Source organism: Pseudomonas benzenivorans, assembly GCF_033547155.1.
GTDB lineage: Bacteria > Pseudomonadota > Gammaproteobacteria > Pseudomonadales > Pseudomonadaceae > Aquipseudomonas > Aquipseudomonas benzenivorans_B.
This window is the reverse complement of record NZ_CP137892.1, coordinates 521,800-547,691: the sequence shown is the minus strand read 5'-3', so window position 1 is coordinate 547,691 and position 25,892 is coordinate 521,800. Positions and strand designations below refer to the sequence as shown.

The 25,892-nt window shown below is 68.1% G+C and carries 20 protein-coding genes and 1 riboswitch; of the genes, 7 read left to right on the top strand and 13 right to left on the bottom strand.

Going from position 1 to position 25,892, the window contains the following annotated elements:
* Position 1: 1 nt before the first annotated feature.
* On the bottom strand, positions 2-853 hold the full coding sequence (gene motA, locus SBP02_RS02550) for a flagellar motor stator protein MotA (protein WP_318644855.1): 852 nt from the start codon (positions 851-853) through the stop codon (positions 2-4).
* A 116-nt stretch (positions 854-969) separates the two neighbouring features.
* Between motA and SBP02_RS02545 the strand changes: the two genes are divergently transcribed.
* From SBP02_RS02545 to SBP02_RS02525, 5 genes are all read left to right on the top strand, one after another.
* Positions 970-2,490, top strand: a complete 1,521-nt coding sequence (locus SBP02_RS02545; protein WP_318644854.1) for an HDOD domain-containing protein — start codon at positions 970-972, stop codon at positions 2,488-2,490.
* Between the two features lie 44 nt (positions 2,491-2,534).
* Entirely contained in the window at positions 2,535-3,350 is an 816-nt protein-coding gene (locus tag SBP02_RS02540) for a rhodanese-like domain-containing protein (RefSeq protein ID WP_318644853.1), read from the top strand.
* Positions 3,351-3,385: 35 nt separating this feature from the next.
* A complete protein-coding gene (asd, locus tag SBP02_RS02535; protein WP_318644852.1) occupies positions 3,386-4,246 on the top strand; it encodes an archaetidylserine decarboxylase in 861 nt (286 codons plus the stop codon).
* Positions 4,247-4,486: 240 nt separating this feature from the next.
* A complete protein-coding gene (locus SBP02_RS02530) occupies positions 4,487-6,301 on the top strand; it encodes a molecular chaperone (protein ID WP_318644851.1) in 1,815 nt (604 codons plus the stop codon).
* A 63-nt stretch (positions 6,302-6,364) separates the two neighbouring features.
* Positions 6,365-8,434 carry an EAL domain-containing response regulator gene (locus tag SBP02_RS02525; RefSeq protein ID WP_318644850.1) on the top strand — a complete coding sequence of 690 codons (2,070 nt, stop codon included), beginning with the start codon at positions 6,365-6,367 and terminating at the stop codon, positions 8,432-8,434.
* A 64-nt stretch (positions 8,435-8,498) separates the two neighbouring features.
* On the opposite strand, the gene serB is transcribed toward SBP02_RS02525, so the two are convergent.
* Positions 8,499-9,713 (bottom strand): phosphoserine phosphatase SerB, encoded by a 1,215-nt coding sequence (gene serB / locus SBP02_RS02520; RefSeq protein ID WP_318644849.1) that lies wholly within the window; start codon positions 9,711-9,713, stop codon positions 8,499-8,501.
* 171 nt (positions 9,714-9,884) lie between these two features.
* Between serB and SBP02_RS02515 the strand changes: the two genes are divergently transcribed.
* Positions 9,885-11,366: an AhpA/YtjB family protein gene (locus SBP02_RS02515; protein ID WP_318644848.1), complete on the top strand. Its 1,482-nt coding sequence runs from the start codon at positions 9,885-9,887 to the stop codon at positions 11,364-11,366.
* A 75-nt stretch (positions 11,367-11,441) separates the two neighbouring features.
* Here the strand turns inward: SBP02_RS02515 and SBP02_RS02510 are convergent, their stop codons facing one another.
* The 10 genes from SBP02_RS02510 to thiC all read right to left on the bottom strand — a co-directional run bounded on the left by SBP02_RS02510 (position 11,442) and on the right by thiC (position 22,625).
* Complete coding sequence (locus tag SBP02_RS02510; protein ID WP_318644847.1) at positions 11,442-12,143, bottom strand: PqiC family protein; 702 nt, start codon at positions 12,141-12,143, stop codon at positions 11,442-11,444.
* 155 nt (positions 12,144-12,298) lie between these two features.
* Entirely contained in the window at positions 12,299-14,548 is a 2,250-nt protein-coding gene (gene parC / locus SBP02_RS02505) for a DNA topoisomerase IV subunit A (RefSeq protein WP_318644846.1), read from the bottom strand.
* A 7-nt stretch (positions 14,549-14,555) separates the two neighbouring features.
* A complete protein-coding gene (locus SBP02_RS02500) occupies positions 14,556-15,080 on the bottom strand; it encodes a retropepsin-like aspartic protease family protein (RefSeq protein ID WP_318644845.1) in 525 nt (174 codons plus the stop codon).
* A complete protein-coding gene (locus tag SBP02_RS02495; RefSeq protein WP_318644844.1) occupies positions 15,077-16,057 on the bottom strand; it encodes an esterase-like activity of phytase family protein in 981 nt (326 codons plus the stop codon). The genes SBP02_RS02500 and SBP02_RS02495 overlap by 4 nt, the downstream gene beginning before the upstream one ends.
* Positions 16,057-17,955 (bottom strand): DNA topoisomerase IV subunit B, encoded by a 1,899-nt coding sequence (parE, locus tag SBP02_RS02490; RefSeq protein ID WP_318644843.1) that lies wholly within the window; start codon positions 17,953-17,955, stop codon positions 16,057-16,059. Before parE ends, SBP02_RS02495 begins: the two co-directional genes overlap by 1 nt.
* Positions 17,956-17,971: 16 nt before the next feature.
* Complete coding sequence (locus tag SBP02_RS02485) at positions 17,972-18,589, bottom strand: YqiA/YcfP family alpha/beta fold hydrolase (RefSeq protein ID WP_318644842.1); 618 nt, start codon at positions 18,587-18,589, stop codon at positions 17,972-17,974.
* Positions 18,590-18,665: 76 nt separating this feature from the next.
* Positions 18,666-19,481: a 3',5'-cyclic-AMP phosphodiesterase gene (gene cpdA / locus SBP02_RS02480; RefSeq protein WP_318644841.1), complete on the bottom strand. Its 816-nt coding sequence runs from the start codon at positions 19,479-19,481 to the stop codon at positions 18,666-18,668.
* Positions 19,482-19,619: 138 nt separating this feature from the next.
* The gene (locus SBP02_RS02475) at positions 19,620-20,072 is read right to left on the bottom strand and encodes a DUF1249 domain-containing protein (protein ID WP_318644840.1); all 453 of its coding nucleotides are present in this window, start codon (positions 20,070-20,072) and stop codon (positions 19,620-19,622) included.
* A complete protein-coding gene (locus SBP02_RS02470; RefSeq protein ID WP_318644839.1) occupies positions 20,063-20,662 on the bottom strand; it encodes an NUDIX domain-containing protein in 600 nt (199 codons plus the stop codon). Before SBP02_RS02470 ends, SBP02_RS02475 begins: the two co-directional genes overlap by 10 nt.
* Positions 20,663-20,744: 82 nt before the next feature.
* Positions 20,745-22,625, bottom strand: a complete 1,881-nt coding sequence (thiC, locus tag SBP02_RS02465) for a phosphomethylpyrimidine synthase ThiC (protein ID WP_318644838.1) — start codon at positions 22,623-22,625, stop codon at positions 20,745-20,747.
* 99 nt (positions 22,626-22,724) lie between these two features.
* Positions 22,725-22,854, bottom strand: a riboswitch (TPP riboswitch).
* A gap of 221 nt (positions 22,855-23,075) precedes the next feature.
* Between thiC and SBP02_RS02460 the strand changes: the two genes are divergently transcribed.
* On the top strand, positions 23,076-24,524 hold the full coding sequence (locus SBP02_RS02460; RefSeq protein ID WP_318644837.1) for a TolC family outer membrane protein: 1,449 nt from the start codon (positions 23,076-23,078) through the stop codon (positions 24,522-24,524).
* Between the two features lie 83 nt (positions 24,525-24,607).
* Here the strand turns inward: SBP02_RS02460 and waaA are convergent, their stop codons facing one another.
* Positions 24,608-25,888 carry a lipid IV(A) 3-deoxy-D-manno-octulosonic acid transferase gene (gene waaA, locus SBP02_RS02455; protein WP_318644836.1) on the bottom strand — a complete coding sequence of 427 codons (1,281 nt, stop codon included), beginning with the start codon at positions 25,886-25,888 and terminating at the stop codon, positions 24,608-24,610.
* Between the last annotated feature and the right edge of the window lie 4 nt (positions 25,889-25,892).

The following is a 25,892-nucleotide window of genomic DNA, read 5'->3' as shown; positions in this document are numbered from 1 at the left end:
GTCAGCTTCCGCGCATGGCCTGTTCCAGCTCGGAGAAGCTCGGCCGATGGGCCGGGTACAGGGTCTTGCGGGCGAACTCCACCGCCAGCGACGGCGGCATGCCGGAGGCAGAGGCGACCAGCCCCGCCTTGATCGCCTCGAACACGTTCAGCTCTTCCTTGGCGTCGTGCTCCAGGGCCGTGGACAGGGGGCCGAAGAAACCGTAGGAGGCGAGGATGCCGAGGAAGGTGCCGACCAGGGCCGTGCCCACCTTCTCGCCGATCTGCGCGTTGGAGGCCTCGGCGAGAATCGACATGGTGATCACGATGCCCAGCACCGCCGCGACGATCCCCATGGCCGGCAGGCCGTCGGCGATCTTCGCCACGGCATGGGAGGGGTGCTCCAGATCCTCCTTCAGGCTGGCCAGCTCCATGTCGAACAGCCCCTCCAGCTCGTGGGGGGCCATGTTGCCCGAGGACATGATGCGCAGGTAGTCGCAGATGTAGGCGGTCATCCGCCCGTCCTTGAGGATAGCCGGGTACTTGCTGAAGATCGGGCTGGCGGCCGGCTCTTCGAGGTCGGCCTCGATGGCCATCATGCCCTCGCGCCGGCTCTTGTTGAGGATCTCGTAAAGCAGCTTGAGCACCTCCAGATAGAAGGTGTGGGTGAAGCGCGAGCTGAACATGCTCAGGGACTTCTTGAACACGTGCATGAAGGTGCTGCCGGGGTTGGCCTGGAGAAAGCCGCCCAGGGCCGCACCGCCGATGATCATCACCTCGAACGGGTGCACCAGTGCCATGAACTGGCCGCCGGACAGGATGAAACCGCCGAGCACGCTGCCGAACACCACGAAAATGCCGATTATTTTTGCCATAAAAGGAAACTTGCAGAAGCCAGGAGAAGGGGGTTTTAAATCAACCCTTCTATTTATCGGAAGTTATGCGCGAGACTATAGCCTGTTAAGGTCAAAAGCCAGCTTGGCTCTCCCCTATGCCGACGCCCCCTCCACGCAGTCTCGACGCCTGGCTCAAACAGCTGGATAAGCACCCGATCGCGGTACCGCTCGACAGCCACCAGCGGATCTGCCGCGCCCTGGCCGACAGCCGCCGCTCGCTGCGCGACATCGCCGACCTGATGCAGGGTTGCCCGCCCCTGGCCCTGGGCGTGCTGCGCGAGGCCAACCGCAAGAGCGGCGGCCTCAGCGAGCCGACGGAGAGCCTGGAGGGAGCCCTCAGCCGCCTCGGCCTGCGCCGCACCGAGGAGCTGCTGCAGCGCCAGCCCACCCTGGCCCCCGACGAGATCCCGCTGGCGCTGCGGCAGATCCAATTGATCAGCCAACATGCCAGCCAGCAGGCCAACGGCCTGTTCGCCGGTCGCCTGGCGCGACTCTGGCAGGAGATCCACTGGGGCAGCCTGCTGTTCCTCGCCCCTGTCTGGTCCCTGCTGAATGCCCAGCCCGAGCTGTTCGAAGCCTGGGAGCGTCGCGTGCTGGTTGCGGGCGAACCGGCCCAGCGCGTCGAGCAGGAGCTGCTCGGCGTACCCCTGCTGCAACTCTGCCTGGCCCTGGTCGAGCATTGGCGCCTGCCCGAGTGGATCGTCCAGGGCTATCGCCTGCTGACCCAGGACCGCCGCCTGCTGGTCAAGGCGCTGCATATCGCCCGCGACAACGAACACCCCCTGCACCAGCAACAGAGGCTGGATGCCGAACCCCAGCTGCGCCGCTGGCTGACCCTGCCCGGCAACTGCATCGTGCTGGCCAACGGCCTGGCGCTGTCGGCCCATCAGGCCTGGAACAGCCCCCACAGCCTGCGCTGGCAACGCCTAACCGGCCTCTACCTGCAGCTGCCGCTGGACGAGGTGCAGCAACAGATTCACCAGCATGCGGCCCAGAGCGCGCGCCAGCACGCCAGCGCCGGCCTCTGGCACCCGGCCGAAGCCCTGCTGTGGCCCCCCCATGCCCGTCACCTGCAGGCCGCCCCGTCGCCGGCCCCGCCCCCGACGAGAGCCACGGAAGTCGACGAGTGGCGGCGCCTGTGCGCCCAGCTGCTCGCCCAGCCCAGCGCCTTCAACAACCTCGAACAGCTCGCTGCCTGTGCCCGCCAGGCCCTGCAGAGCTGCGGCATGCAGCGGGTGCTGCTGCTGTTGGCCGACCGCAGCCACAGCCGCCTGCGCGCCCTGCAGCATGCCGGCCTGGAACCGCCGCCCACGGACCTGATCCTCGAGCCCCAGCACAGCCAGGTGCTGCGTCGCTTGCTCGCAGAGCCCGGCCAGCTGCGCCTGACTCCGGGCAACATGGCTCAGTTCTCCGCCCTGCTGCCCGGCGCGCTCAAGGCGCTGTTTCCCAGCGAACACCTGCTGAGCCGCTCGCTGGCCGTCAACGGCCGGGTCGCCCTGCTGCTGGTGGCCGACCGCGCCGGCAGCGCATTCAGCGAGACCAACCTGAAAGCCTTCGGCAAGACCGCGCAATGCATCGAGCGGGCCCTGGCCAGCTTCGCCAGACGCGCGCCCTAGGCTTTCCGCTACAATCCGCCCTTCCCTTGACTGAGAGGCCCAGCATGTCCGCCTTCGCCGAGTTGCCGCTGGTTATCGAGCCGGCCGATCTGGCCAGCCGCATTAACGCCCCCGAGCTGATCCTGGTCGATTTGACCAGTGCGGCGCGCTATGCCGCCGGACATATCCCCGGCGCGCGCTTCGCCGAGCCCAAACGCACCCAACTGGGCCAACCGCCGGCTCCCGGCCTGCTGCCCGAGCACGGGCAACTGGAGCAGCTGTTCGCCGAACTGGGGCACAACCCGGACGCCGTGTACGTGGTCTACGACGACGAAGGCGGCGGCTGGGCCGGCCGCTTCATCTGGCTACTGGATGTGATCGGCCACGGCCGCTACCACTACCTCGACGGCGGCCTGCAGGCCTGGCTGGCCGAGCAGCGCCCGCTGAGCGACGAACAGCCGGCGCCGCGCACGGGCAGGCTGTCCCTGCGCCTGAGCGAGGCGCCCAGCGCCAGCCGCGAGTACCTGCAGAGCCGCCTGGGCGCGGCCGACCTGGCCATCTGGGATGCCCGCTCCCCGGCCGAATACCGTGGCGAGAAAGCCCTGGCGGCCAAGGCCGGGCACATCCCCGGCGCAGCGAATCTGGAATGGACCGCCTGCATGGACCCGGCCCGCGCCCTGCGCCTGCGCCAGGACCTGCCGACACGGCTCGGCGAGCTCGGCATCACCCCGGACAAGGAAGTGATCACCCACTGCCAGACCCATCACCGCTCCGGCCTCACCTACCTGGTGGCCAAGGCCCTGGGTTACCCACGGGTCAAGGCCTATGCCGGATCCTGGGGCGAGTGGGGCAACCACCCCGACACCCCGGTCGAACGTTGAATCGCCGCGCTCCGGCCGGCCCCTAAGGAAACCCGATGAAACAGCGTCTCTTTATCCTCAGCCAGTACCTGCTGCCCCATCATCTGCTCTCGCGCCTGATCGGCTTCGCCGCCGAATGCCGCCTGCCCTGGTTCAAGAACCCGCTGATCGGCTGGTTCATCAAGCGCTACCAGGTCGACATGAGCGAGGCTCGCGAACCGGCCGAGAGCTTCGAGCACTTCAACGCCTTCTTCACCCGCGCGCTGAAGGACGGCGTGCGCCCCCTGGACGCCAGCCCGGGTGCCGTGCTCTGCCCGGCCGATGGCGCGATCAGCCAGCTGGGCCGCATCGAACACGGGCGGATCTTCCAGGCCAAGGGCCACAGCTTCAGCGCGGTCGAGCTGCTCGGCGGCGACGCCGAGCGGGCGGCGCCCTTCATGGGCGGCGAGTTCGCCACCGTCTACCTCTCGCCGAAGGACTACCACCGCGTGCACATGCCCCTGGCCGGCACGCTGCGGGAGATGGTCTACGTGCCCGGACGCCTGTTCTCGGTCAACCAGACCACCGCGGAAAACGTACCCGAGCTGTTCGCCCGCAACGAACGGGTGGTCTGCCTGTTCGACACCGAGCGCGGCCCCATGGCCGTGGTACTGGTCGGCGCGATGATAGTCGCCTCGATCGAAACGGTCTGGGCCGGACTGATCACCCCGCCCAAGCGCGCCCTCAAGACCTTCCGCTATGACGAGACGGCCCGCGCGCCCATCACCCTGGACAAGGGTGCCGAACTCGGCCGCTTCAAGCTGGGCTCCACCGCCATCGTGCTGTTCGGACCGAACCAGGTGCAGTGGGCCGAACCGATCGGCGCCGAGAGCAAGGTGCAGATGGGCCAACGCCTCGGCGATAGCCGGGAGGCCTGACAGGCGCCAGCCAGGACACGCCCCACTCCGCCGCCACATTGCCATGCCTGCCCGAGCGCGCGACCGCCCGCCGGGCAGGCGTCGGCACGACAGTGCTGTCGAACGCAGCCTGCACCCCGTCACAGCCCGTACCGGCAGACAGGCCCCGTGGCTGCGCCCCGGCACGGATGCTGCTAGAGTCTGCATCAATATCAGTAGAACGGCTCGCCTAGGCCTCAGGCGCTGGAGTCCCCAACACAGATGGATAAACAGAGTCCCCACCTGCGACTCCGCGTTCCCACTCCGGACAAGCAGGGCCTGTCCTTCTGCGACACCCACCCGCGCGACCTCAAACGCTGGATCGCCGCTCTGCCCAAGGCCAACATTGGCGAAACGGCCCGCCAGCTCTATCAGGCCCTGGTCGAACTCAACCAGGTACAGACCGCACCCGACACTCGCCTGCAACTGCTGGAACTGCTGCGCCCGGAGGTGTATTTCGTCTGCCAACACCTGGAGCGACACTTCCTCAACCAGGCCATCGTCCTCGACGAGCGCCCGCGCAAGGTCGCCAACCTCTGCCAGGCCCTGCAGAATCACCTGGCCGTCGGCTACAAGCTGGTCATCGCCCAACTCGCCCCACAGCACAGCCGCGAGCAAGCCCCCCTTCTGGCCCTGGCCCTGCAGCGCGCGACCCACAGCCTGTGCGCCGCGCTGATCCGCACCAGCCAGCTGTATTGCCCGGTGCCGGAAGGCCTGTGGCTGGAGCTGCACCAGCTCTACCAGATTGCCCGCGAGCGCGGCCTGCAACAGCTGGTGATTCGCGACCCCCTGGCCCGCCATGCCCAGGGCCTGAGCATCGAGCAGAGTTACCTGGTGGCCCTGCTGCTCGGCTGTGCGCGCTGCAACCAGATGCGCCAGAACAGCATCGCCCGCCTGGCGGAGGTGCTCGAAGCCTGGAGCCCTCTGGTGCGGCTGCAGCCGAGCGGTGCGCCGTCCAGCCTGTTCGTCGTGGCCCCGCAGCAGGACGGCCCGCCTCGCTACGGCTCGTTGCTGCAACCCCAGGAGTTGCACCAGGCGCTGGGCATCGACCCGAGTCCCCTGGTCGACGCGATCAAGGCATACCTGCTGTTGCGCCCCGAGAAGCTCGCCGATGCGCCCCTGCTGGTCCCCGAAGGCTTCAGCCAGGACATGCTGCAGCACCTCGGCGCCGCCTGGGGCGATATCTCCGAACGCACCTTTCAACGCACCCAGGGCCAGGGCAGCCTGACCCTGTGCATCGGCATGAGCGCCCTGCACTTCTTCCTCGCCGGCCGCAAGCCCTTCGACCAGATCCTGCGCCTGCCCGCCAGCAGCCGGTCCGCCGTGTTCAAGCCGGGCAGCGGCGCTCCCGATGTCTGGAGCAGGGCCTTCGACGCCCAGCAGAACAACAGCTGGGGACAGCACCTACCGTTCGAGGAGATCGAGTACAGCAGACCCGGCAACCAGACCGGCACCGGCCTGCCCACCAGTGCCGAGGCGGACGCGAGCTACCCGACCTTCGCCCTGCCGATCATCAACCACAGCCCCGGGGGCTACTGCCGGTCCTGGCCGAAGGAGGTCCCCAGCCAGTTGCAGGCCGGCGAGCTGCTCGGCGTGCAGGACGCCCCGGAGCAGAGCTGGAGCGTTGCGGTGGTGCGCTGGATTCGCCAGGTCCGCGGCGGCGGAACCCAGATGGGCATCGAGCTGATCGCCCCCCACGCGCAAGCCTGCGGCCTGCAACTGGTGCGCAAGGCCGAACCCCACAGCCAGTACCTGCGCGCCCTGCTGCTACCGGAGATCGGTGCCATCTCGCGGCCGGCGACCCTGGTCACGCCGCGCCTGCCCTTTCAGGAGGGCAGCAAGGTGATGATCAACCTCAGCGGCACGGAGCGACGCGCGGTACTCGGCCGCCGGCAGACCAGCACCGGCAGCTTCAACCAGTTCGAATACCATGCCCTCGACCAGCCGAGCAGCGCCCAAGGGAAGTCCGTCACAGCCCCGGAAAGCCGCAGCGCAGACGGGGAGGAAGACTTTGACTCGCTCTGGAAGTCGCTGTAGATTGCCGAAGCCTCACCTTTTGTCGCCTTTTCGCGCCCGTTCGGCGCAAACTTGACTCTCGCCATGGCCATCGAAAAAAAGACTATTCGACTGCTGATTCTCGAAGACTCGCAGAACGAGGCCGAACGCCTCGTCAGCCTGTTCCGCAACGCCGGCCGCGCGACCCGGGTACACCGCCTGAGTTCCAGCGAGGACCTGGCCGAGGCCCTGCAACAGAGTTGGGACCTGCTGATCGCCGCCCCCAGCAGCGAACACCTCACGCCCGGCGAGGCGATCAGCGCGATCCGCCGCCAGGCCAAGGACATCCCGGTCATCCAGCTGCTCGAAGGCAACGACTCCGACGCCATTACCGAGGCCCTGACCCTGGGCGCCCAGGACGCCCTGCCGCAAGGCGAGGACGAGCGCCTGGTGCTGGTAGCCCAGCGCGAGCTGGGCAACCTGGAGGAGCGGCGCGCCCGGCGGGCCGCCGAGGTGGCCCTGCGCGAGGCGGAAAAGCGCTGCCAGCTGCTCCTCGAGAGCTCGGTCGACGCCATCACCTACGTGCATGACGGCATGCATATCTATGCCAACCGCGCCTATCTCGAGTTGTTCGACTACCAGGACGCCGATGAGCTGGAAGGCATGCCGATGATCGACCTGATCGCCGTCGCCGACCAGCCCAACTTCAAGGACTTCCTGAAGAACTATCAGGGCGCCGAAGGCAACGCCGAACTGGCCTGCGCAGGGGTCAAGGCCAACGGCGACAGTTTTCAGGCGCGCATGACCTTCTCCCCGGCCACCTATGACGGCGAACCCTGCATCCAGGTGGTGATACGCGGCGAAGTCGGCAATGCCGAGCTGGAAGAGAAACTGCGCGAAATCAGCAGCCAGGACCTGGTCACCGGCCTGTACAACCGCAACTACTTCCTCGAGCTGGTGGATGCCGCCGCCGAGCGCGCGGTGAACGCAGGCCAACCCGCCAGCCTGGCCTACATCCGCGTCGACCACTACGCCAGCCTGCTGGCCGAAGTCGGCCTGTCCGGCATCGATCTGCTGCTGACCGACCTGGCCAACCTGCTGCGCGCGCATTTTGCCGACACGGTGCAGCTGGCCCGCTTCGGCGACGACGTGTTCACCGTGCTGCAACCCGGGCTGAGCCCGGAGCAGTCCCGCGAAGACCTGACGGCGCTGCTCAAGAAAGTCGAGAGCCACCTGTTCGACGTCAGCGGCCGCACCGCCCAGACCACCCTGTCGATCGGTGTCGCCGGTCTCAACGAGAAAACCACCAAGTCCCAGGACGTGGTCAACCGCGCCCAACGCTGCGCCGACGAGCTGGCCGAGGGCAATGCCCTGAAGCTGTACGACCCCGCCGACGAGCTGGCCGCCGCGGCCAATCGCGGCAGCATAGTGGCCATGGTCCAGCAGGCCTTGGAGAACAACAGCTTCCGCCTGCTGTTCCAGCCGATCATCAGCCTGCGCGGCGACAGTCACGAGCACTACGAGGTACTGCTGCGCCTGCTCAACCCGCAAGGCCAGGAGGTGCCGCCACCGGACTTCCTCAGCGCCGCCAAGGACGCCGGCCTCGGCGAGAAGATCGACCGCTGGGTGATCCTCAATTCGATCAAGCTGCTCGCCGACCACCGCAGCAAGGGTCACAACACCCGCCTGTTCGTGCACCTGTCGAGCGCCAGCCTGCAGGACCAGACCCTGCTGCCCTGGCTCAGCGTGGCCCTGAAAGCCGCGCGCCTGCCGTCGGACGCCCTGGTCTTCCAGCTCAGCGAGCCGGACGCCATCGCCTACCTCAAGCAGGCCAAGGCCCTGTGCCAAGGCCTGCAGGCGCTGCATTGCAAGGTCGCCCTGAGCCAGTTCGGCTGCGCCCTCAACCCCTTCAACACGCTCAAGCACCTGCCCCTGGATTTCGTCAAGGTCGACGGCTCCTTCTCCCAGGACCTGGGCAAGCCGGACAACCAGGAAGCCCTGAAGACCCTGCTGGCCAGCCTCCACGCCCAGGCCAAGCTGACCATAGTGCCCTTCGTCGAGAGCGCCAGCGTGCTGGCCACGCTGTGGCAGGCCGGGGTCAACTACATCCAGGGTTACTACTTGCAGCCGCCGAGCCAGTCGATGAACTACGACTTCTCCGCCGACGACGAGTGAGACCCGAACCCAGACAGCCAGAAGCCGCCCGCGGGCGGCTTCTGGCTGTCTGGGGCCATGCCGGTCAGGTCAGGCCGTCGCGGTCGCGAAAGCCCAGCAGATAGAGGATGCCATCCAGCCCCAGGGTGGAGATGGCCTGCTTGGCCGACTGCTTGACCAGCGGCTTGGCCCGGAACGCCACGCCCAGGCCGGCGATCGCCAGCATCGGCAGGTCGTTGGCACCGTCGCCCACGGCGATGGTCTGCTCCAGACGCAGGCCTTCGCGCTCGGCCAGCTCGCGCAGCAGGTCGGCCTTGCGCTGGGCGTCGACGATCGGTTCGAGCGCCACCCCGGTCACCCGGCCATCGATGATCTCCAACTCGTTGGCGTACACATAGTCGATGCCCAGCTTGGCCTGCAGCTGCTTGGCGAAGTAGCTGAAGCCGCCGGAGAGGATCGCCGTCTTGTAGCCCAGACGCTTGAGTTCGGCGAACAGGGTCTCGGCGCCCTCGGTCAGGCGCAGCGAGGCGCCGATCCCCTCCAGCACGGTTTCCGGCAGTCCCTTGAGCAGGGCCAGGCGCTCCCTGAAGCTGGCGGCGAAGTCCAGCTCGCCGCGCATGGCCCGCTCGGTGATTGCGGCCACCTGTTCGCCCACCCCCGCCGCCTTGGCCAACTCGTCGATCACCTCGGCCTCGATCAGCGTCGAGTCCATGTCGAACACCGCCAGGCGCCGGTTGCGACGGAACAGCGAGTCGCGCTGGAAGGCGATGTCGACGCTCAGCTCCTGGGCCACGCTGAGGAACTCGGCGCGCAGCGCCGCCGGGTCCGCCGGCTCGCCGCGCACCGAGAACTCGATGCAACCCTTGCCCTGCTCGGCCGGGGTGTCAAGCGGCATGCGCCCGGACAGGCGATCGATATGGTCGATATTCAAGCCGTACTGGGCGGTGATGGCGCTGACCCGCTGCAACTGCTCGGCGGTGACCTTGCGGGTCAGCAGGGTGACGATGTGCCGTGCCTTGCCCTGGCCCTCCACCCACTGCTGGTAGTCCGCCTCGGCCACCGGGGTGAAGCGCACCTGCTGATCGAGCTCGTAGGCGGTGAACAGCACGTCCTTGAGCACCGAGGAGGCGCGCTCGGTATCCGGTATCTCCACCAGGATGCCGAACGACAGGGTGTCGTGGATCACCGCCTGGCCGATGTCGAGGATATTCACCCCGCCCTGGGCCAGCACGCCGGTGATGGCGGCGGTGAGACCGGGGCGATCCTCGCCGGTGATATTGATCAGGACGATTTCGCGCACGGCGCACCCCCATAAGGTCGAAGAGAAGCGACCTGCCGCAGGACGGGCAGGCCGGAGAAAGGCCGCACATTCTACCCATTTTCGCCGCCGTACGGGCGCGCGCGGCGCTTTGCCCGCTGCGGGCCGGTCGCTATACTGCGCGGCATCTCCAGTCGACAAGAGCCGAGCTCTGTGAACCGGCCCGTCCCCGTAAAGCCCGACAACTTCTTCCTCCTGCTGTTCCAGGCCCTGCGCCAACGCCGGGTCCCCCTGGCCCTGCGCATCGCCAGCCACAGCCTGCTGCTGGTGGCGCTGGCGCTGGTGATCTACGCCTGGGTAATCGGCATGCAGTTCAAGCAGGCCATGCAGCAGCAGGCCGAGGCCCTGGGCACCAGCCTGATCACCCAGACCGCCGCCTCGGCCACCGAGTTGCTGGTGTCCAACGACATCCTCAGCCTCAACGTGCTGCTGAACAACCTGGTGAAGAATCCGCTGGTGGCCCATGCGGCCATCTACAGCGTGGACAACCGCATCCTCGCCGAGGCCGGCGCGCGGCCGAGCAAGAGCATGCTCGGCGAGACCGAGGGCCTGTACTCGACCCCCATCACCTTCCAGGAGGTGATCGCCGGGCAGCTGCGCATCAGCCTGGACATGCAGCAGTTCCAGCAGCCCATGACCATCAGCCTGCAGAGCATGGGCATTCTCAGCCTGATCCTGCTGGCCCTGGCCCTGAGCCTGAGCCTGCGCCTGGGCCGGCATATCTCCACCCCGCTGCTGCAGCTGCGGGTCTGGCTGCGCGACCCCGACGACCCGGCACCCGGCGCCGGACGCCAGGACGAGATCGGCGACCTGGCGCGCCAGCTGCAGGCGCGCCTGGTGCCGGAGAAGCCGGAACCTGAGCCCGAAGCCGACTACGACGAGCTGGAGGCCGAAGACGACCTCGACGCGCCGAGCGAGCAGCCCGACGACGAGCCCGGCTTCCAGGTACCGAACCTGAACGACGACCCACTCGACGAGTTCGACGAGCGCAACGACACCGAAGACGATCCCTTCGCCGAGCTCCGCGACGACGCTCCGCCGGCACCTGCCGCGGCGCCGAGCGCGGCCCACCCGAGCGCGGTGCTGGCGATCCAGCTGGGCGCCCAGGAACAGCTGCGGCGCCTGCCGCGGACACGCCTGCTCGACCTGCTGCAGCGCTACCGCGACTGCCTGGCCCAGGCTTCGGCGCTCTACCAGGGCGAACTGCACACCCTGAGCGACGGCAGCAGCCTGATGCTGTTCCATGGTCGCGACAACGACGACTACCTGACCCATGCCCTGTGCTGCGGCGAACTGATGCGCGCCCTCGGTCATGCCTTGCAGATCGAGGTCGCCGACAGCGGCATCACCCTGCAGCTGCAGCTGGGGCTGACCCAGGGCAGCGGGCTGCTCGACCTCAGCCAGGGCGACCTGCTGCTCAGCGAGACCGCTCAGGACGCCCTGGCCCTGTCCCAGCACAGCCGTAACCTGCTGTTGCTGGAGCGGCGCATTGCCGAAGACCCGCAGGTTCGCCAGCACAGCCGCATCCGCGCCATCGCCAGTCCGGACGGCGCCTGCTGCGTGGAGCGCCTGCTGGAACCCTACCCTTCGCTGCTGGAGCGCCAGTTGGCGCGCATGCACGAGAGCCGCGGCTAGAAACCCCGCCCAGAAAAAAGCCCCGCAGCACGCGGGGCTTTTTCGTATCGACCGTCCGTCATACGGAAACCGGCATTAAAAGCGGAACACCTCGCCTTCCATCCGGATCGGTGCCGGCAGCGACGGCGGCACGGGCTTTGCTGCAGGCGCCGCGGGGGCCTTCTTGCGTGGTTCCTTGGCGATGGCCGGAGCCGCGTTGCCATACTCCTGCACCGCCGACGCCACCTGCTCGACCAACTGACGCATGACCAGACTCTGGGCCCGCACCTGATCGGCGATGCTGCCCTGATGGGCCTCCTCAAGTCGCACCAGGCGCCCGTCGAGCAGCTTGCCCTCGCCGCTCAGCAGGCGCCAGTGCGCCTCGAGCACGGCCGGCCGCTGCGGCCCGGAGTCCAGGCGGGTGATCGCCAGCAGCACCTGGACCTGAGGGCTGAAACCCGGTGTCGCCGGCGCCACGGCCAGGCGCTGGCTGTTCAGTCGCGCCGCCAATTGGCGCAACAACTGACGGTCGATATCCGCCGCCAGACTGCCGGCCCAACGCGCATCGCTGGCCGTGGTCAGGCTGCCATCGAGCTGGCGCTGCAACAGCGCCTCGCGCTGCAGGTAGTCGGCGATCGACACCGGCCCCAGCAGTACCGCCACGCCCTCCTTGTCGGCCGGCAGTTCGGCGTTGCCACCATCGAGCTGGTACAGCGGCACCGGCTGGTAGGCCGTGCATCCGGCCAGGCCGAGCAGTCCGGTCAACAGCAGGGTCAAGGGAAAGCGCACTACAGTCATTCCTCACATCCGGCCGGCCTGGCGGCCGGCAGTCAAACCTGGGTTGGCTCATGCGTTCGGCCGGGCCGACGCGCTCCAAGGCCACCTATCATCCGCCAAAGTGCCGCGCGACTCCAGCCTCGCGGCCCGCGAATCGCGCCGCGCGACCACAGCTGCTACTCCACCAACAGGCTGTCGACCCGCTGAAAGCCCCTCGGCAGCTTGTTCCCGCGCCGGCCGCGCTCGCCCTTGTAGTGCTCCAGATCGTCGGCCTTGAGCGACAGGGTGCGCTTGCCCGCCTGCAACACCAGGGTCGCCCCCGCCGGCAGCACCGCCAGGTCGCTGAGGTATTCCTCGCGGCTGGCGACCCGCTCGCCGGGGATGCCGATGATCTTGTTGCCCTTGCCCTTGCCCAGTTGCGGCAGGTCGGCGACCTTGAACAACAGCAGGCGGCCCTCGGTGGTCACCGCCGCCAGCCAGTCCTCGTCGCGATTGGCCAGGGGCTTGGGCGCGATGACCCGGGCCCCGGCCGGCAGGGTCAGCAGGGCCTTGCCGGCCTTGTTCTTGGCCTGCAGGTCCTCGCCCTTGACCACGAAGCCGTAGCCGGCGTCGGAGGCGATCACATAGAGGGCATTGTCGTCCGGCAGCAGCACGCAGTCGAAGGTCGTCCCCGGCGGCGGTGTCAAACGCCCGGTCAGCGGCTCGCCCTGGCCCCGCGCCGACGGCAGCGAATGGGCGGCCAGGGAATAGCTGCGGCCGCTGGAGTCGATAAACACCGCATACTGGTTGGAGCGCCCCGGCGCGGCGGCCTTGAAACCGTCGCCGGCCTTGTAGGACAGCCCCGTGGCGTCGATGTCGTGGCCCTTGGCGCAACGCACCCAGCCCTTCTCGGACATCACCACGGTGATCGGCTCGGTCGGCATCAGCTCGGTTTCCGACAGGGCACGGGCCTCGGCACGCTCGACGATCGGCGAGCGCCGCGCATCGCCGTACTTCTCGGCGTCGTCGAGAATCTCCTGGCGCACCAGCTTCTTCAGCTTGGCCTCGCTGCCGAGCAGGGCCAGCAGCTTGGCGCGCTCCTTGGCCAGCTCGTCCTGCTCGCCGCGGATCTTCATCTCCTCCAGGCGCGCCAGCTGGCGCAGGCGGGTGTCGAGGATGTAGTCGGCCTGGATGTCGGTGAGGCCGAAGGCGGCCATCAGCACCGGCTTGGGCGAATCCTCGCTGCGGATGATGCGGATCACCTCGTCCAGATTGAGGAAGGCGATCAACAGGCCCTCCAACAGGTGCAGACGCTTCTCCACCTTGTCCAGGCGGAACTGCAGGCGCCGGCGCACCGTGTTCACCCGGTACTCCAGCCACTCGCGCAGCATCTGCCGCAGGTTCTTCACCTGCGGCTTGCCGTCCAGGCCGATGACATTGGTATTGACCCGGTAGCTGGACTCCAGGTCGGTGGTGGCGAACAGGTGAGTCATCAGCTCATCGGCGTCGACCCGGTTGGAGCGCGGGATGATGACGATGCGGCAGGGGTGCTCGTGGTCCGACTCGTCGCGCAGGTCGGCGACCATCGGCAGCTTCTTGGCCTGCATCTGCCCGGCGATCTGCTCCAGCACCTTGGACCCGGACACCTGGTGCGGCAGCGCGGTGACCACGATGTCGCCGTCCTCGATGCGGTACACCGCGCGCATGCGCACCGAACCGCGGCCACTCTCGTAGATCTTCAGCAGGTCGGCGCGGGGGGTGATGACCTCCGCCTCGGTGGGGAAATCCGGGCCTAGTACGTGCTCGCACAGCTGCTCGACCGTGGCGTCCGGCTGGTCGAGCAGACGCACGCAGGCCGCCGCCACCTCGCGCAGGTTGTGCGGCGGCACGTCGGTGGCCATGCCCACGGCGATGCCGGTGGTGCCATTCAACAAGAGGTTGGGCAGCCGCGCCGGCAGCGTGGCCGGCTCGTTCAGCGTGCCGTCGAAGTTCGGCACCCAGTCCACCGTGCCCTGGCCCAGTTCGGTCAGCAGCACCTCCGAGTAGCGCGACAGGCGCGCCTCGGTGTAGCGCATGGCGGCGAAGGACTTGGGATCGTCCGGGGCGCCCCAGTTGCCCTGGCCGTCGACCAGGGTGTAGCGGTAGGAAAACGGCTGGGCCATCAGCACCATGGCCTCGTAGCAGGCCGAGTCGCCGTGGGGGTGGAACTTGCCGAGCACGTCGCCGACGGTGCGCGCCGACTTCTTGTGCTTGGCGTCGGCGTCCAGGCCCAGCTCACTCATGGCGTAGACGATGCGCCGCTGCACCGGCTTCAGGCCGTCGCCGATATGCGGCAGGGCGCGATCCATGATCACGTACATCGAATAGTTGAGGTAGGCCTGCTCGGTGAAGTCGGCAAGCGAGCGGCGCTCAACGCCATCCAGGCTCAGATCGAGGGATTCGCTCATGAAGGTCTCATCGCAAGGTTGATTGGCGCAGCATCAGGGTGCCGTCGCGCTGGGTGAATTCCAGTTGTTTGAGGGCGCTCATGCCCAGCAGCACCTCCTCGCCGTCCATGCCGGGGGCGATCAGCGCCTCGACATCCCGCAGGAGGATGTCGCCCAGGCGCAGGCTGGCCAGCCGGGTACGATGGGCGGTGGCACGGCCATTGGCGGTGCTGATCAGGATCGCCTCGCCGGCGCGCAGGCCCAGACGCCGGGCCACCTCGACGGGCACCGCCACCTGGGTGGCGCCGGTGTCGAGGAGGAAGGTCACGGGCTGGTCATCGATCCGCCCATCTGCGCGGTAGTGACCCTGGCGACTGCTGGCCAGGCGCACCTCGACGTAGTCGCTGCCATGCACCGACTCGGGGTGACGGTTGGGGTTGCGCTGGCCGTCTTCCCACTCGCCGAAGAAGCGCGTGGCCAGCAGCAGCGCGGCGCCCCAGGCCAGCACCAGCATCACCCGACCGGCCCGGCGGCCCGGCGCAGGCGTGCTCACCGGCGAGCGCCCCAGCCGCCCTGCGGCGCGGCGAAACGCCAGACGATGGGCCGCAGCTCGCCGTCGGCACGGGCCCGGCCTTCGTTGTCGAGGCCGACCCAGGCACCGTCGGCGTCGACCCACAGGGCCTCGGCCTGACCGTAGTCCGGCGCATAACGGCGGGCGTCGGCCAGCGCCTCGGCGGCGAAGGACCAGCAGCGCTCGACCGCGCCGTCGCTCAGCTGGCGCCGGCAGATGCGGTGGGCCTGGCGCTCCAGGGTGAAGAGTTTCTCCTGATGGAAGGCCAGCCCGGAGAAATCCCGCGGCCGCTCCTCGCCGCCCAGTTGGGCGGGACCGGCTTCGCGGCCGCCCTCGCTGATCAACACGCAGCCACCGGTGCAGCGCCAGGACGCCCCCTGCCGGTGCAGCACCAGCAGGCCGCGGCGCTGACGCTCGGCCGCCAGCCACAGACGCTCACCGTCCGGGTCGAGCGCCACGCCCTCGAACAGGGCGTTGAAGCGCAGCAGCATGCCGCTGGCACGGGCCTGGCGCACCACCGCCTCGGGCAGGGCCAACCACTGCGCCTCGCCCATGGCCGAGAGCCGCAACACCGCCGCGTGCGCCTCGCTGACCAGGTAGCGATTACCCTGGGCGTCGCAGGACAGGCCTTCGAAGTCCAGGCCGCCACCACGCACCTGGCCGGCGACCCAGGTGCGCATGCGCAGCCCCCAGGGCAGCGGCGACTCGGGGGCGGGAGGGGCGACGAAGGGCTCGGCCTCGGCCTGCCAGACCGCGGCACCGGTTGTCAGGCGATACAGGCGATCGTCCTCGCGGTCCGATACCGCCCACAGGGAATCGCCACACTGGGCCAGGCCCGAGAGGTTGCCGCCGGCCATGCCCGCCACCGGATGCTCGCCGAGCAGGCGCAGCTCTTCCAGTGGTGTCTCGGCCAGCGCCGTGGTCGCCAGCAGCGCCAGTGCCGCACAGAGGCCGCGCATCAGAGCAGCACCTCGGCCAGGTTGCCCTTGGACTCCAGCCAGGACTTGCGGTCGCCGGCGCGCTTCTTGGCCAGCAGCATATCCATCACTTCCCGGGTGCCCTCGAAGTCGTCCAGGGTCAGCTGCACCAGGCGCCGGGTATTGGGGTCCATGGTAGTCTCGCGCAGTTGCGGCGGGTTCATCTCGCCCAGGCCCTTGAAGCGGGTGACCTGGGGCTTGCCACGGCGCTTCTCAGCCACCAGGCGGTCGAGGATGCCGTCGCGCTCGGCCTCGTCCAGGGCATAGAACACCTCCTTGCCCAGGTCGATGCGGTACAGCGGCGGCATGGCCACGTAGACGTGCCCGGCATCGACCAGGGCGCGGAAGTGGCGGACGAACAGCGCGCACAGCAGGGTGGCGATGTGCAGGCCGTCGGAGTCGGCGTCGGCGAGGATGCAGATCTTGCCGTAGCGCAGCTGGGACAGGTCGCTGGCGCCGGGATCGATGCCGATGGCCACGGCGATGTCGTGCACCTCCTGGCTGGCCAGCACCTCGCCGCCGTCCACCTCCCAGGTATTCAGGATCTTGCCGCGCAGCGGCATGATCGCCTGGAACTCCTTGTCGCGGGCCTGCTTGGCGCTGCCGCCGGCGGAATCCCCCTCCACCAGGAACAGCTCGGAACGCATGGGGTCCTGCCCCGCGCAGTCGGCCAGCTTGCCGGGCAACGCCGGGCCCTGGGTGATTTTCTTGCGCTCGACCTTCTTGCCGGCCTTGAGGCGGCGGTTGGCGTTGCTGATGGCCAGCTCGGCCAGCTGCTGGCCGAATTCCGGATGGGCGTTGAGCCACAGGCTGAAGGCGTCTTTAACGACGCCAGAGACGAAGGCCGCCGCCTCGCGGGAGGACAGGCGCTCCTTGGTCTGCCCGGAGAACTGGGCGTCCTGCATCTTCATCGAGAGGACGAAGGCGATGCGCTCCCAGATGTCCTCCGGCGCCAGCTTGACCCCGCGCGGCAGCAGGTTGCGGAACTCGCAGAACTCGCGCATGGCGTCCAGCAAGCCCTGGCGCAGGCCGTTGACATGGGTACCGCCCTGGGCGGTGGGGATCAGGTTGACGTAGCTTTCCTGCACGCTCTCGCCGCCTTCCGGCAGCCAGAGCAGGGCCCAGTCCACCGCTTCCTTGTTGCCGGCCAGCGTGCCGCAGAAGGGCTCGGCGGGCAGGCGTTCGAACTCGCTGACGGCATCGACCAGGTAGGAGCGCAGGCCGTCCTCGTAGTGCCACTCGACCTTGTCGCCGGCGGCCTTGTCCTCGAAGGTGACGGAGAGCCCCGGGCACAGCACGGCCTTGGCCTTGAGCACGTGCTTGAGGCGGCTGACCGAGAACTTGTGCGAGTCGAAGTACTTGGCGTCCGGCCAGAAGTGCACGCTGGTGCCGGTGTTGCGCTTGCCGACGCTGCCAACCACCTCCAGGTCGCTGGCCTTGAAACCGTCGGCAAAGGCCATGCGGTATTCGCTGCCGTCGCGCTTGACGCGCACCTCGACCCGGGTCGACAGGGCGTTGACCACCGAAATGCCGACGCCGTGCAGGCCGCCGGAGAACTGGTAGTTCTTGTTGCTGAACTTGCCGCCGGCGTGCAGCTTGGTGAGGATCAGCTCGACGCCGGGAACGCCTTCTTCCGGGTGGATGTCCACCGGCATGCCGCGGCCGTCGTCGAGCACCTCCAGCGAGTTGTCCTCGTGCAGGATCACCTGGATCGACTTGGCGTGACCGGCCAGGGCTTCGTCGACGCTGTTGTCGATGACCTCCTGGGCCAGGTGGTTGGGGCGCGTGGTGTCGGTGTACATGCCCGGGCGCTTGCGCACCGGGTCGAGGCCGGAAAGGACTTCGATGGCATCGGCGTTATAGGCGTTCTGCTGGGCCATGGGGTCTCGGGTCGTCTTAAAGGTCGGAAAAGTCGATATCGCGCCAGAGCCTGGCGGGAATACCGGCGAAAGCCAAGAGCATCGGCAGGCGCTCGGCGAAGCCCTGGAAGCCATGGTCGCCGCCGGCCTGGATGCGCAGGGCGCAGGCCCGGTAATAGACCTGGGCCTGGCGGTAATCGAGGGTTTCGTCGGCGGTCTGCAGCCATACCTGGAAACGCGCGGGGTCCTGCGGCGGCGGCACCTCCAGCGCGGCCAGGGCCGCGACGTGCTCGGCGGTCAGCTCCCAGGTCTCGTCGCTGTAGTAGTTCTGTTGCGGTCCCAGGTAGCCGTCGAACAGCAGGTGCGGACGCACCGCCGGGTTGATCAGCAGCGCGCGCAGGCCATGCCGCTCGGCCAGGTGGGTCGCATAGTAGCCGCCCAGGGAGCTGCCGACCAGCACGGGCCGGCCGAGCTCGGCGATCGCCGTTTCGAGCTGGGCGATGGCCTGGCGCGGATGATGGTGCAGGGCCGGCACCCGCAGCTGCTCCGCCAGGCCGATGCGCTCCATGGCACGACGCAATTGGCTGGCCTTCTGCGAGGCCGGCGAGCTGTTCAGGCCATGGAGATAGAGGATGCGAGGACAATCTGCGGGCATGGCTGACAGGGCTTAGGGCTGAAAACGGGAAGGCGAACGGTAGCAGCTTTCGCGCTGCGCCCTCCAGCCCGGGCTATCAATAGCCCTTGACGCTGTAGTCCACCTCGAACTGGATGCCGGTCACCCGCGACACGCCGGTCTCCAGGCGGCCATTGGCATGCAGGCGCAACCAGCGGTAACCCGGCGCGCTGCTGTCGACCTGGAAATCTTCGCTGCCGGGGGCGAACTGCACGCAGGTCGAGGGCGAGGCCAGCAGGCGCACACCGTCGCGCAACTGATCGAACTCCTGGTGCACATGCCCCCAGAGCAGCGCCCGCGCCTGTGGGTGACGCGCCAGCACGGCGAACAGCGCCTCGGGGTTGCGCACCCCGATCGGCTCCATCCAGGCGCAACCGATGGGCACCGGATGGTGGTGCAGGCAGATCAGGTGGTGACGTTCGGGGGCCTCGGCCAGGGCACGCTCGAGCAGCACCAGCTGCTGCTCGCCGAGATAGCCAGGCACCGCACCGGGAATGGAGGAGTCGAGCAGGATGACGCGCCAGTTGCCCAGATCGATCACCGGCTCCAGCAGGTCGCTGCCGTCGCAGGCGCGATGCATCGCCGGCAGCTCGTCGTGGTTGCCGGGCAGCCAGCGGGCCGGGGCGTCGATGGGCGCGGTGAGCTGGCGGAAACGGGCGTAGGAGGCCTCGCTGCCATCCTGGGAGAGGTCGCCGCTGGCCAGCAGCAGATCGACCTGCGGCTGCTCCTGCAGCAACTGCTCGACCACCCGCCGCAGGCTGTCCTGGGTATCCATGCCCAACAGCTTGCCGTTCGCCTCGGCAAACAGGTGGCTGTCGGACAGCTGCACCAGCAGGACCGAGGAATCAGCAACGGAAGTGGGCGCGCTCGGCAAGGCCGTCTCCTTGAGCAGGGTGCAGGGATTATGCTGGCAGGCGCCGGCGATGGTAAACCCGCGAAGCGGGCCTGAGTCACAGAAAAACCGCCTCGCCGACAGTCAAAAACGACGAAATTCGCCGGAAGCGGCCCGAACCTAGAACACCGGTGCCGGCTCGTGGCCACAGGCCAGGCAGTGGCTCAGCCATTCGCCGAGAAACAGGTTGAGCTGGCTCTTCTCGTCCGGCTGGTGCATGGCGGCGTTCGGGTAGGGGTAGATGCTGCGAAAGCGCCGGGCATTCTCGGCGCTGACCACCTCGGCCATGCGCGCGTCGTGGTATACCCGCACCTCCAACTGCGGCACCGGCAGCCAGGGCAGGCTGTGCTCCTGGCGCACCCGCAGGGTGGTGGTATAGGGGCAGGCCTCGAGCACGTCCAGGGCCAGTATGCCGAGCTGGTGCTCGCCCTGGCTCAGGGCGACGCGTCGCACCTTGGCCTGGGTGCGCATCTCCGGCAACAGGCGCATCAGCCGCGCGTAGTTGGCCTCGCACACCGCCTGCAGCTCCACCAGGTCGACCCGGTAGCGCTCGCGCAACAGGTTCACGACCACAGCCCCCGGACTTCGGCGCGGTTGAGCGCCAGCCACTGCAGGGCGATGATGCTCGCCGCATTGTCGATGCGCCCGTCCTTCACCGCGTCCAGGGCATCCTCCAGGGGCCAGACGTGCACGCGGATATCCTCACCCTCCTCGGCCAGGCCATGCACGCCGCCCGCCCCCTCGCTGTCGCAGCGGCCGATGAACAGATGCACCCGCTCGTCCGACCCGCCCGGCGAGGGGTAGTACTGGCTGATCGGCCACAGCGAGGTCAGGCTGAGCCCCGCCTCCTCGACCGCCTCGCGCCGAGCCACCGCTTCCGGCTCCTCGTCCTTGTCGATCAACCCGGCCACCAGCTCCAGCAGCCAGGGGTTGGCGCTTTTCTCCAGGGCGCCGACGCGGAACTGCTCGATCAGCACCACGGCGTCGCGTTGCGGATCGTAGGGCAGCACACACACCGCATCGTGGCGCACGAACAGTTCGCGACTCAGTGGCCGGCCCATCTCGCCGGAGAACTGGCGATGACGCAGATGCAGGCGATCGAGCCGGTAGAAGCCGCGAAAGCAGGCTTCCCGCTCGATAATTTCGACATCGTCCTGTTGCATGGATACCCCCTGTTAACACGAACGGGCCCGAAGGCCCGTCCTGGTCACTCCGCAGATCCGGGGGATCTGCGTCTGGCTGCCATCACACCTTGTGATAGAGCTGTGCACCCTGCGCCTTGAATTCCTCGGCCTTGGCCTGCATGCCCTGCTCGACCTCCAGGTCGACCGCGGCGATGCGTTGCTCCTCAGCATAGACCCGCACCTCCTGGGTGATCTTCATCGAGCAGAACTTCGGCCCGCACATGGAGCAGAAGTGCGCCACCTTGGCCGAGTCCTTCGGCAGCGTCTCGTCGTGGAAGGCCCGCGCCGTGTCCGGATCCAGGCCCAGGTTGAACTGGTCCTCCCAGCGGAACTCGAAGCGCGCCTTGCTCAGGGCATTATCGCGAATCTGCGCCCCCGGATGGCCTTTGGCAAGGTCGGCGGCGTGGGCGGCGATCTTGTAGGTGATGATGCCGGTCTTCACGTCGTCCTTGTTCGGCAGCCCCAGGTGCTCCTTGGGGGTAACGTAGCAGAGCATGGCGCAACCGAACCAACCGATCATCGCCGCACCGATGCCCGAGGTGATGTGGTCGTAACCCGGGGCGATGTCGGTGGTCAGCGGGCCGAGGGTGTAGAACGGCGCCTCGTCGCAGCATTCCAGCTGCTTGTCCATGTTCTCCTTGATCAGCTGCATCGGCACGTGGCCGGGGCCCTCGATCATCACCTGCACGTCGTGCTTCCAGGCGATCTTGGTCAGCTCGCCGAGGGTCTCCAGTTCGCCGAACTGGGCCTCGTCGTTGGCGTCGGCGATGGAGCCCGGACGCAGGCCGTCGCCCAGGGAGAAGGACACGTCGTAGGCCTTCATGATCTCGCAGATTTCCTCGAAGTGGGTGTAGAGGAAATTCTCCTTGTGGTGGGCCAGGCACCACTTGGCCATGATCGAGCCGCCGCGCGAGACGATGCCGGTGACCCGCTTGGCGGTCATCGGCACGTAGCGCAGCAACACCCCGGCGTGAATGGTGAAGTAGTCCACGCCCTGCTCGGCCTGCTCGATCAGGGTGTCGCGGAACAGCTCCCAGGTCAGGTCCTCGGCCACCCCGCCGACCTTCTCCAGGGCCTGGTAGATCGGCACGGTGCCGATCGGCACCGGCGAGTTGCGGATGATCCACTCGCGGGTCTCGTGGATGTGCTTGCCGGTGGACAGGTCCATCACCGTGTCCGAGCCCCAGCGGATGCCCCAGGTCAGCTTGGCCACTTCTTCTTCAATCGAAGAACCGAGCGCGCTGTTGCCGATGTTGCCGTTGATCTTCACCAGGAAGTTGCGGCCGATGATCATCGGCTCCAGCTCCACGTGGTTGATGTTGGCCGGGATGATGGCGCGGCCGCGGGCGATCTCCTCGCGGACGAACTCCGGGGTGATCTCCTTGGGGATGTTGGCACCGAAGCTGTGGCCGGCGTGCTGCTGGTCGAGCAGGCCGGCGGCGCGGGCCTCCTGCAGCTTCATGTTCTCGCGGATGGCGACGTATTCCATCTCCGGGGTGATGATGCCCTGGCGCGCGTAGTGCATCTGGCTGACGTTCTTGCCGGCCTTGGCGCGGCGCGGGTTGCGCACGTGGGCGAAGCGCATGGCGGTCAGCTCGGGGTTGGCCAGGCGCTCCTGGCCGAAGCTGGAGCTCAGGCCGTCGAGCAGCTCGGTGTCGCCGCGGTCCTCGATCCAGGCGCTGCGTACGTCGGCCAGGCCCTGGCGCACGTCGATGGTCACGTTCGGGTCGGTGTAGGGGCCGGAGGTGTCGTAGACCAGCACCGGCGCGTTGACCTCGCCACCGAAGTCGGTGGGCGTCACGTCCAGGCTGATCTCGCGCATCGGCACGCGGATGTCCGGGCGCGAGCCCTGTACGTAGACCTTGCGCGAGCGGGGGAAGGGCTGGATCGACTGCTGGTCGACCTGGGCGCTTTCGCTCAGGTTCTTTTGTTGTGCACTCATCGGCTGGTTATCTCCTGGGCTGAATGTCGGAGCGAACCTGGAGCGGACTCGGAGTGCGGGGCGCACCGCAGGCGGTGCCGAGAGGACTCGCCGTAGGATGGGCGAGGACATCTTGTTCCCTACGCAGGCCTTAACCTGATCAGGTTCAACGGGATCCGGAACATCCGATCTCAGCCCTCCTTAACACCGCGTGACAACGCGGAGACTCAGGGCACCCCGACAAGAACCCGGCCAGTCTAATCAACCGGCGGCGATAAAACCAACCGGCGGGTCAAAATATCCCGACCCATGCGTCGGAAAATGACGCCTGCCGCAGCACACCGGCCGATTGTTGCGACCATGCAACATAGCTTGTTGCAATCTACACTGAGGCCGCCACCGCCGTACCTTGACCCCCCAGGCAGCGCGCCTTAGCCTTGCCGATTACCGCCAAATCTAGGACTCCCTCGAATGCTGCGCAGACTCTCTCTGGCTCTTGCCGTGGCCTCCGCCGCCAACGGATTGGCCTGGGCCGAACAGGCCCCGCTGTCCACCAAGACCGACCTGGTAACGGTCTACCAGGAAGCCGCCGACAACAATGCCGACCTGGCGGCCGCCCGCGCCGACTATCAGGCCCGCCGCGAGGTGGTACCCCAGGCCCGCGCCGGCCTGTTGCCGAACCTCTCGGCCGGCGCCAACCTGAACGACACCCGCACCTCGGTGGATTCGCCGTCCATCACCAGTTCGCGCAGCGGCACGGTGTACCAGGCCAACCTCAGCCAGCCGCTGTTCCGCGCCGACCGCTGGTTCCAGCTGCAGGCCGCCGAGGCGACCAGCGAGCAGGCTGCCCTGGAACTGTCCGCCACCGAGCAGAACCTGATCCTGCAGAGCGCCGAGAGCTACTTCGCGGTGCTGCGCGCCCAGGACACCCTGGCCTCGACCAAGGCCGAGGAAGCCGCCTTCAAGCGCCAGCTCGACCAGGCCAACGAGCGCTTCGACGTCGGCCTGTCGGACAAGACCGACGTGCTCGAGGCCCAGGCCGGATTCGACACCGCCCGGGCCAACCGGATCATCGCCGAGCGCCAGGTGGAGGACGCCTTCCAGGCCCTGATCACCCTGACCAACCGCGAGCACGCCGCCCTCGAGGGCATCGAGCACAGCCTGCCGATCCTGGCGCCGACGCCCAACGACGCCAAGGCCTGGGTCGACACCGCCAGCGCCCAGAACCTCAACCTGCTGGCCAGCAACTATGCCGTCGACGCCGCCGAGGAGACCCTGCGCCAGCGCAAGTCCGGCCATGCGCCGACCCTGGATGCGGTGGCCAGCTACCAGAAGGGCGACAACGACAGCCTAGGCTTCAGCAACTCGGGAACCAGTATTCCAGGGCAGCAACCCTTCAGTGGCGACGTCGAACAGCGCTCGATCGGCCTGCAGCTGAACATCCCGCTGTACAGCGGCGGCCTGACCAGCTCCCAGGTGCGCGAGGCCTACCAGCGCCTGACCCAGAGCGAGCAGCTGCGCGAGAGCCTGCGCCGCCAGGTGGTGCAGAACACCCGCAACCTGCACCGCGCGGTGAACACCGACGTGGAGACCGTGCAGGCGCGCAAGCAGTCGATCATCTCCAACCAGAGCGCCCTGGAGGCCACCGAAATCGGCTATCAGGTCGGCACCCGCAACATCGTCGACGTGCTCGATGCCCAGCGCCAGCTGTACAACTCGGTGCGCACCTACAACGATGCGCGCTACGACTACATCCTCAACAACCTGCGCCTCAAGCAGGCCGCCGGCACCCTCAGCCCGGCCGACCTGGAGGCCCTGGGCAACTTCCTCAAGCCCGACTATGACCCGGACCGCGACTTCCTCCCCCCGGACCTGGCCAAGGCCGCAGAGGCGCAACTGCGCGGCGACCCCGACTACTGAGGCGCCCCATGAAAAAGCCGGCCCGAGTGGCCGGCTTTTTCATGCCGATGCGAAACCGTCTCAGACGGCTTTCCGCCTTGGTCCTAAGCGAGCAGGCGCTCCACCCCGGCGAGCAGGCGCTGCAGCGCCCCCTGATTGGCCCGCATCACCGCCAGGCCCGCCTCGCCCATCTGCCGCGCCCGCTGCGGCTGCTGCCACAGCTCGGCCACCTGCGCGGCCAGCTGCGGGGCATCGGCGACCTCGCCCAACGCCCCGGCCTCGCGCAACTGTGCGGCGATCTCGAGGAAGTTGAACAGGTGTGGCCCGCTGAGCACCGGTCTGCCCAGCGCCGCCGGCTCCAGCAGGTTGTGCCCGCCGTTGGCCACCAGGCTGCCGCCGACAAAGGCGCAATCCGCCAGGCCGTAGAGAAACAGCAACTCGCCCATGGTGTCGCCCAGCAGCACCTGGTCGGCGGCCCCCGGCGCCTCGCCGCCGGAGCGGCGCCGGGTGGCGAAACCCTGGCGCCGGCACAGCTCGAACACCGGCGTGAAGCGCTCGGGGTGGCGCGGCACCAGGATCAGCAACGCATCCGGCTGCCGGGCCAACAACTGGCGGTGGGCGGCGAGGACGATCTCGTCCTCGCCGGCGTGGGTGCTGGCCGCTATCCACACGGGCCGCCGAACGCCCCACTGCGTCCGCAGCGCACCGGCACGCTCGGCCAGCGCCGGATCGATGTGCAGGTCGTACTTGATCGAGCCAGTCACCTCCACGCACTCGGGGCGAGCCCCCAGGCTGCGAAAGCGCTCGGCCTCGGCGGCGGTCTGCACCGCGACCAGGCTCAACTCGGCGAGCATCGGCGCGGTCAGCTTGGCGAAGCGCCCGTAACCGCGGGCCGAGCGCGCGGACAGGCGCGCGTTGGCCAGCACCACGGGAATGCCGCGCCGTGCGCACTGGTGGATATGGTTGGGCCACAGCTCGGTTTCCATGATCAGCGCCAGGCGCGGCTGCACCCGCTCGAGAAAGCGCGCCGCCGCCCAGGGCAGGTCGTAGGGCAGGTAGCAATGCTGCACCCGGCCGGCATAGTCCGGGCCGCCGAACAGGGCACGGATGCGCTCCGAGCCGGTCGGCGTCATGCAGGTGACGGTGATCGGCAACTGCGGGTAACGCGCCAGCAGTTCGCGGATCAAGGGGGCGGCGGCGATGCTCTCGCCTACCGACACCGCGTGCAGCCAGATGCCGCCCGGCTCGAGCCGCGGCAGGTCGAGGGCGAAACGCTCGCCGATGCGCCGGGCATAGGCCGGCGCGCGCCAGGCGCGATAGCCCAGACGCAGGGCTATGACGGGCAAGGCCAGATGAAACAGCAGGGAGTACAGAGGACGATTCATGGGC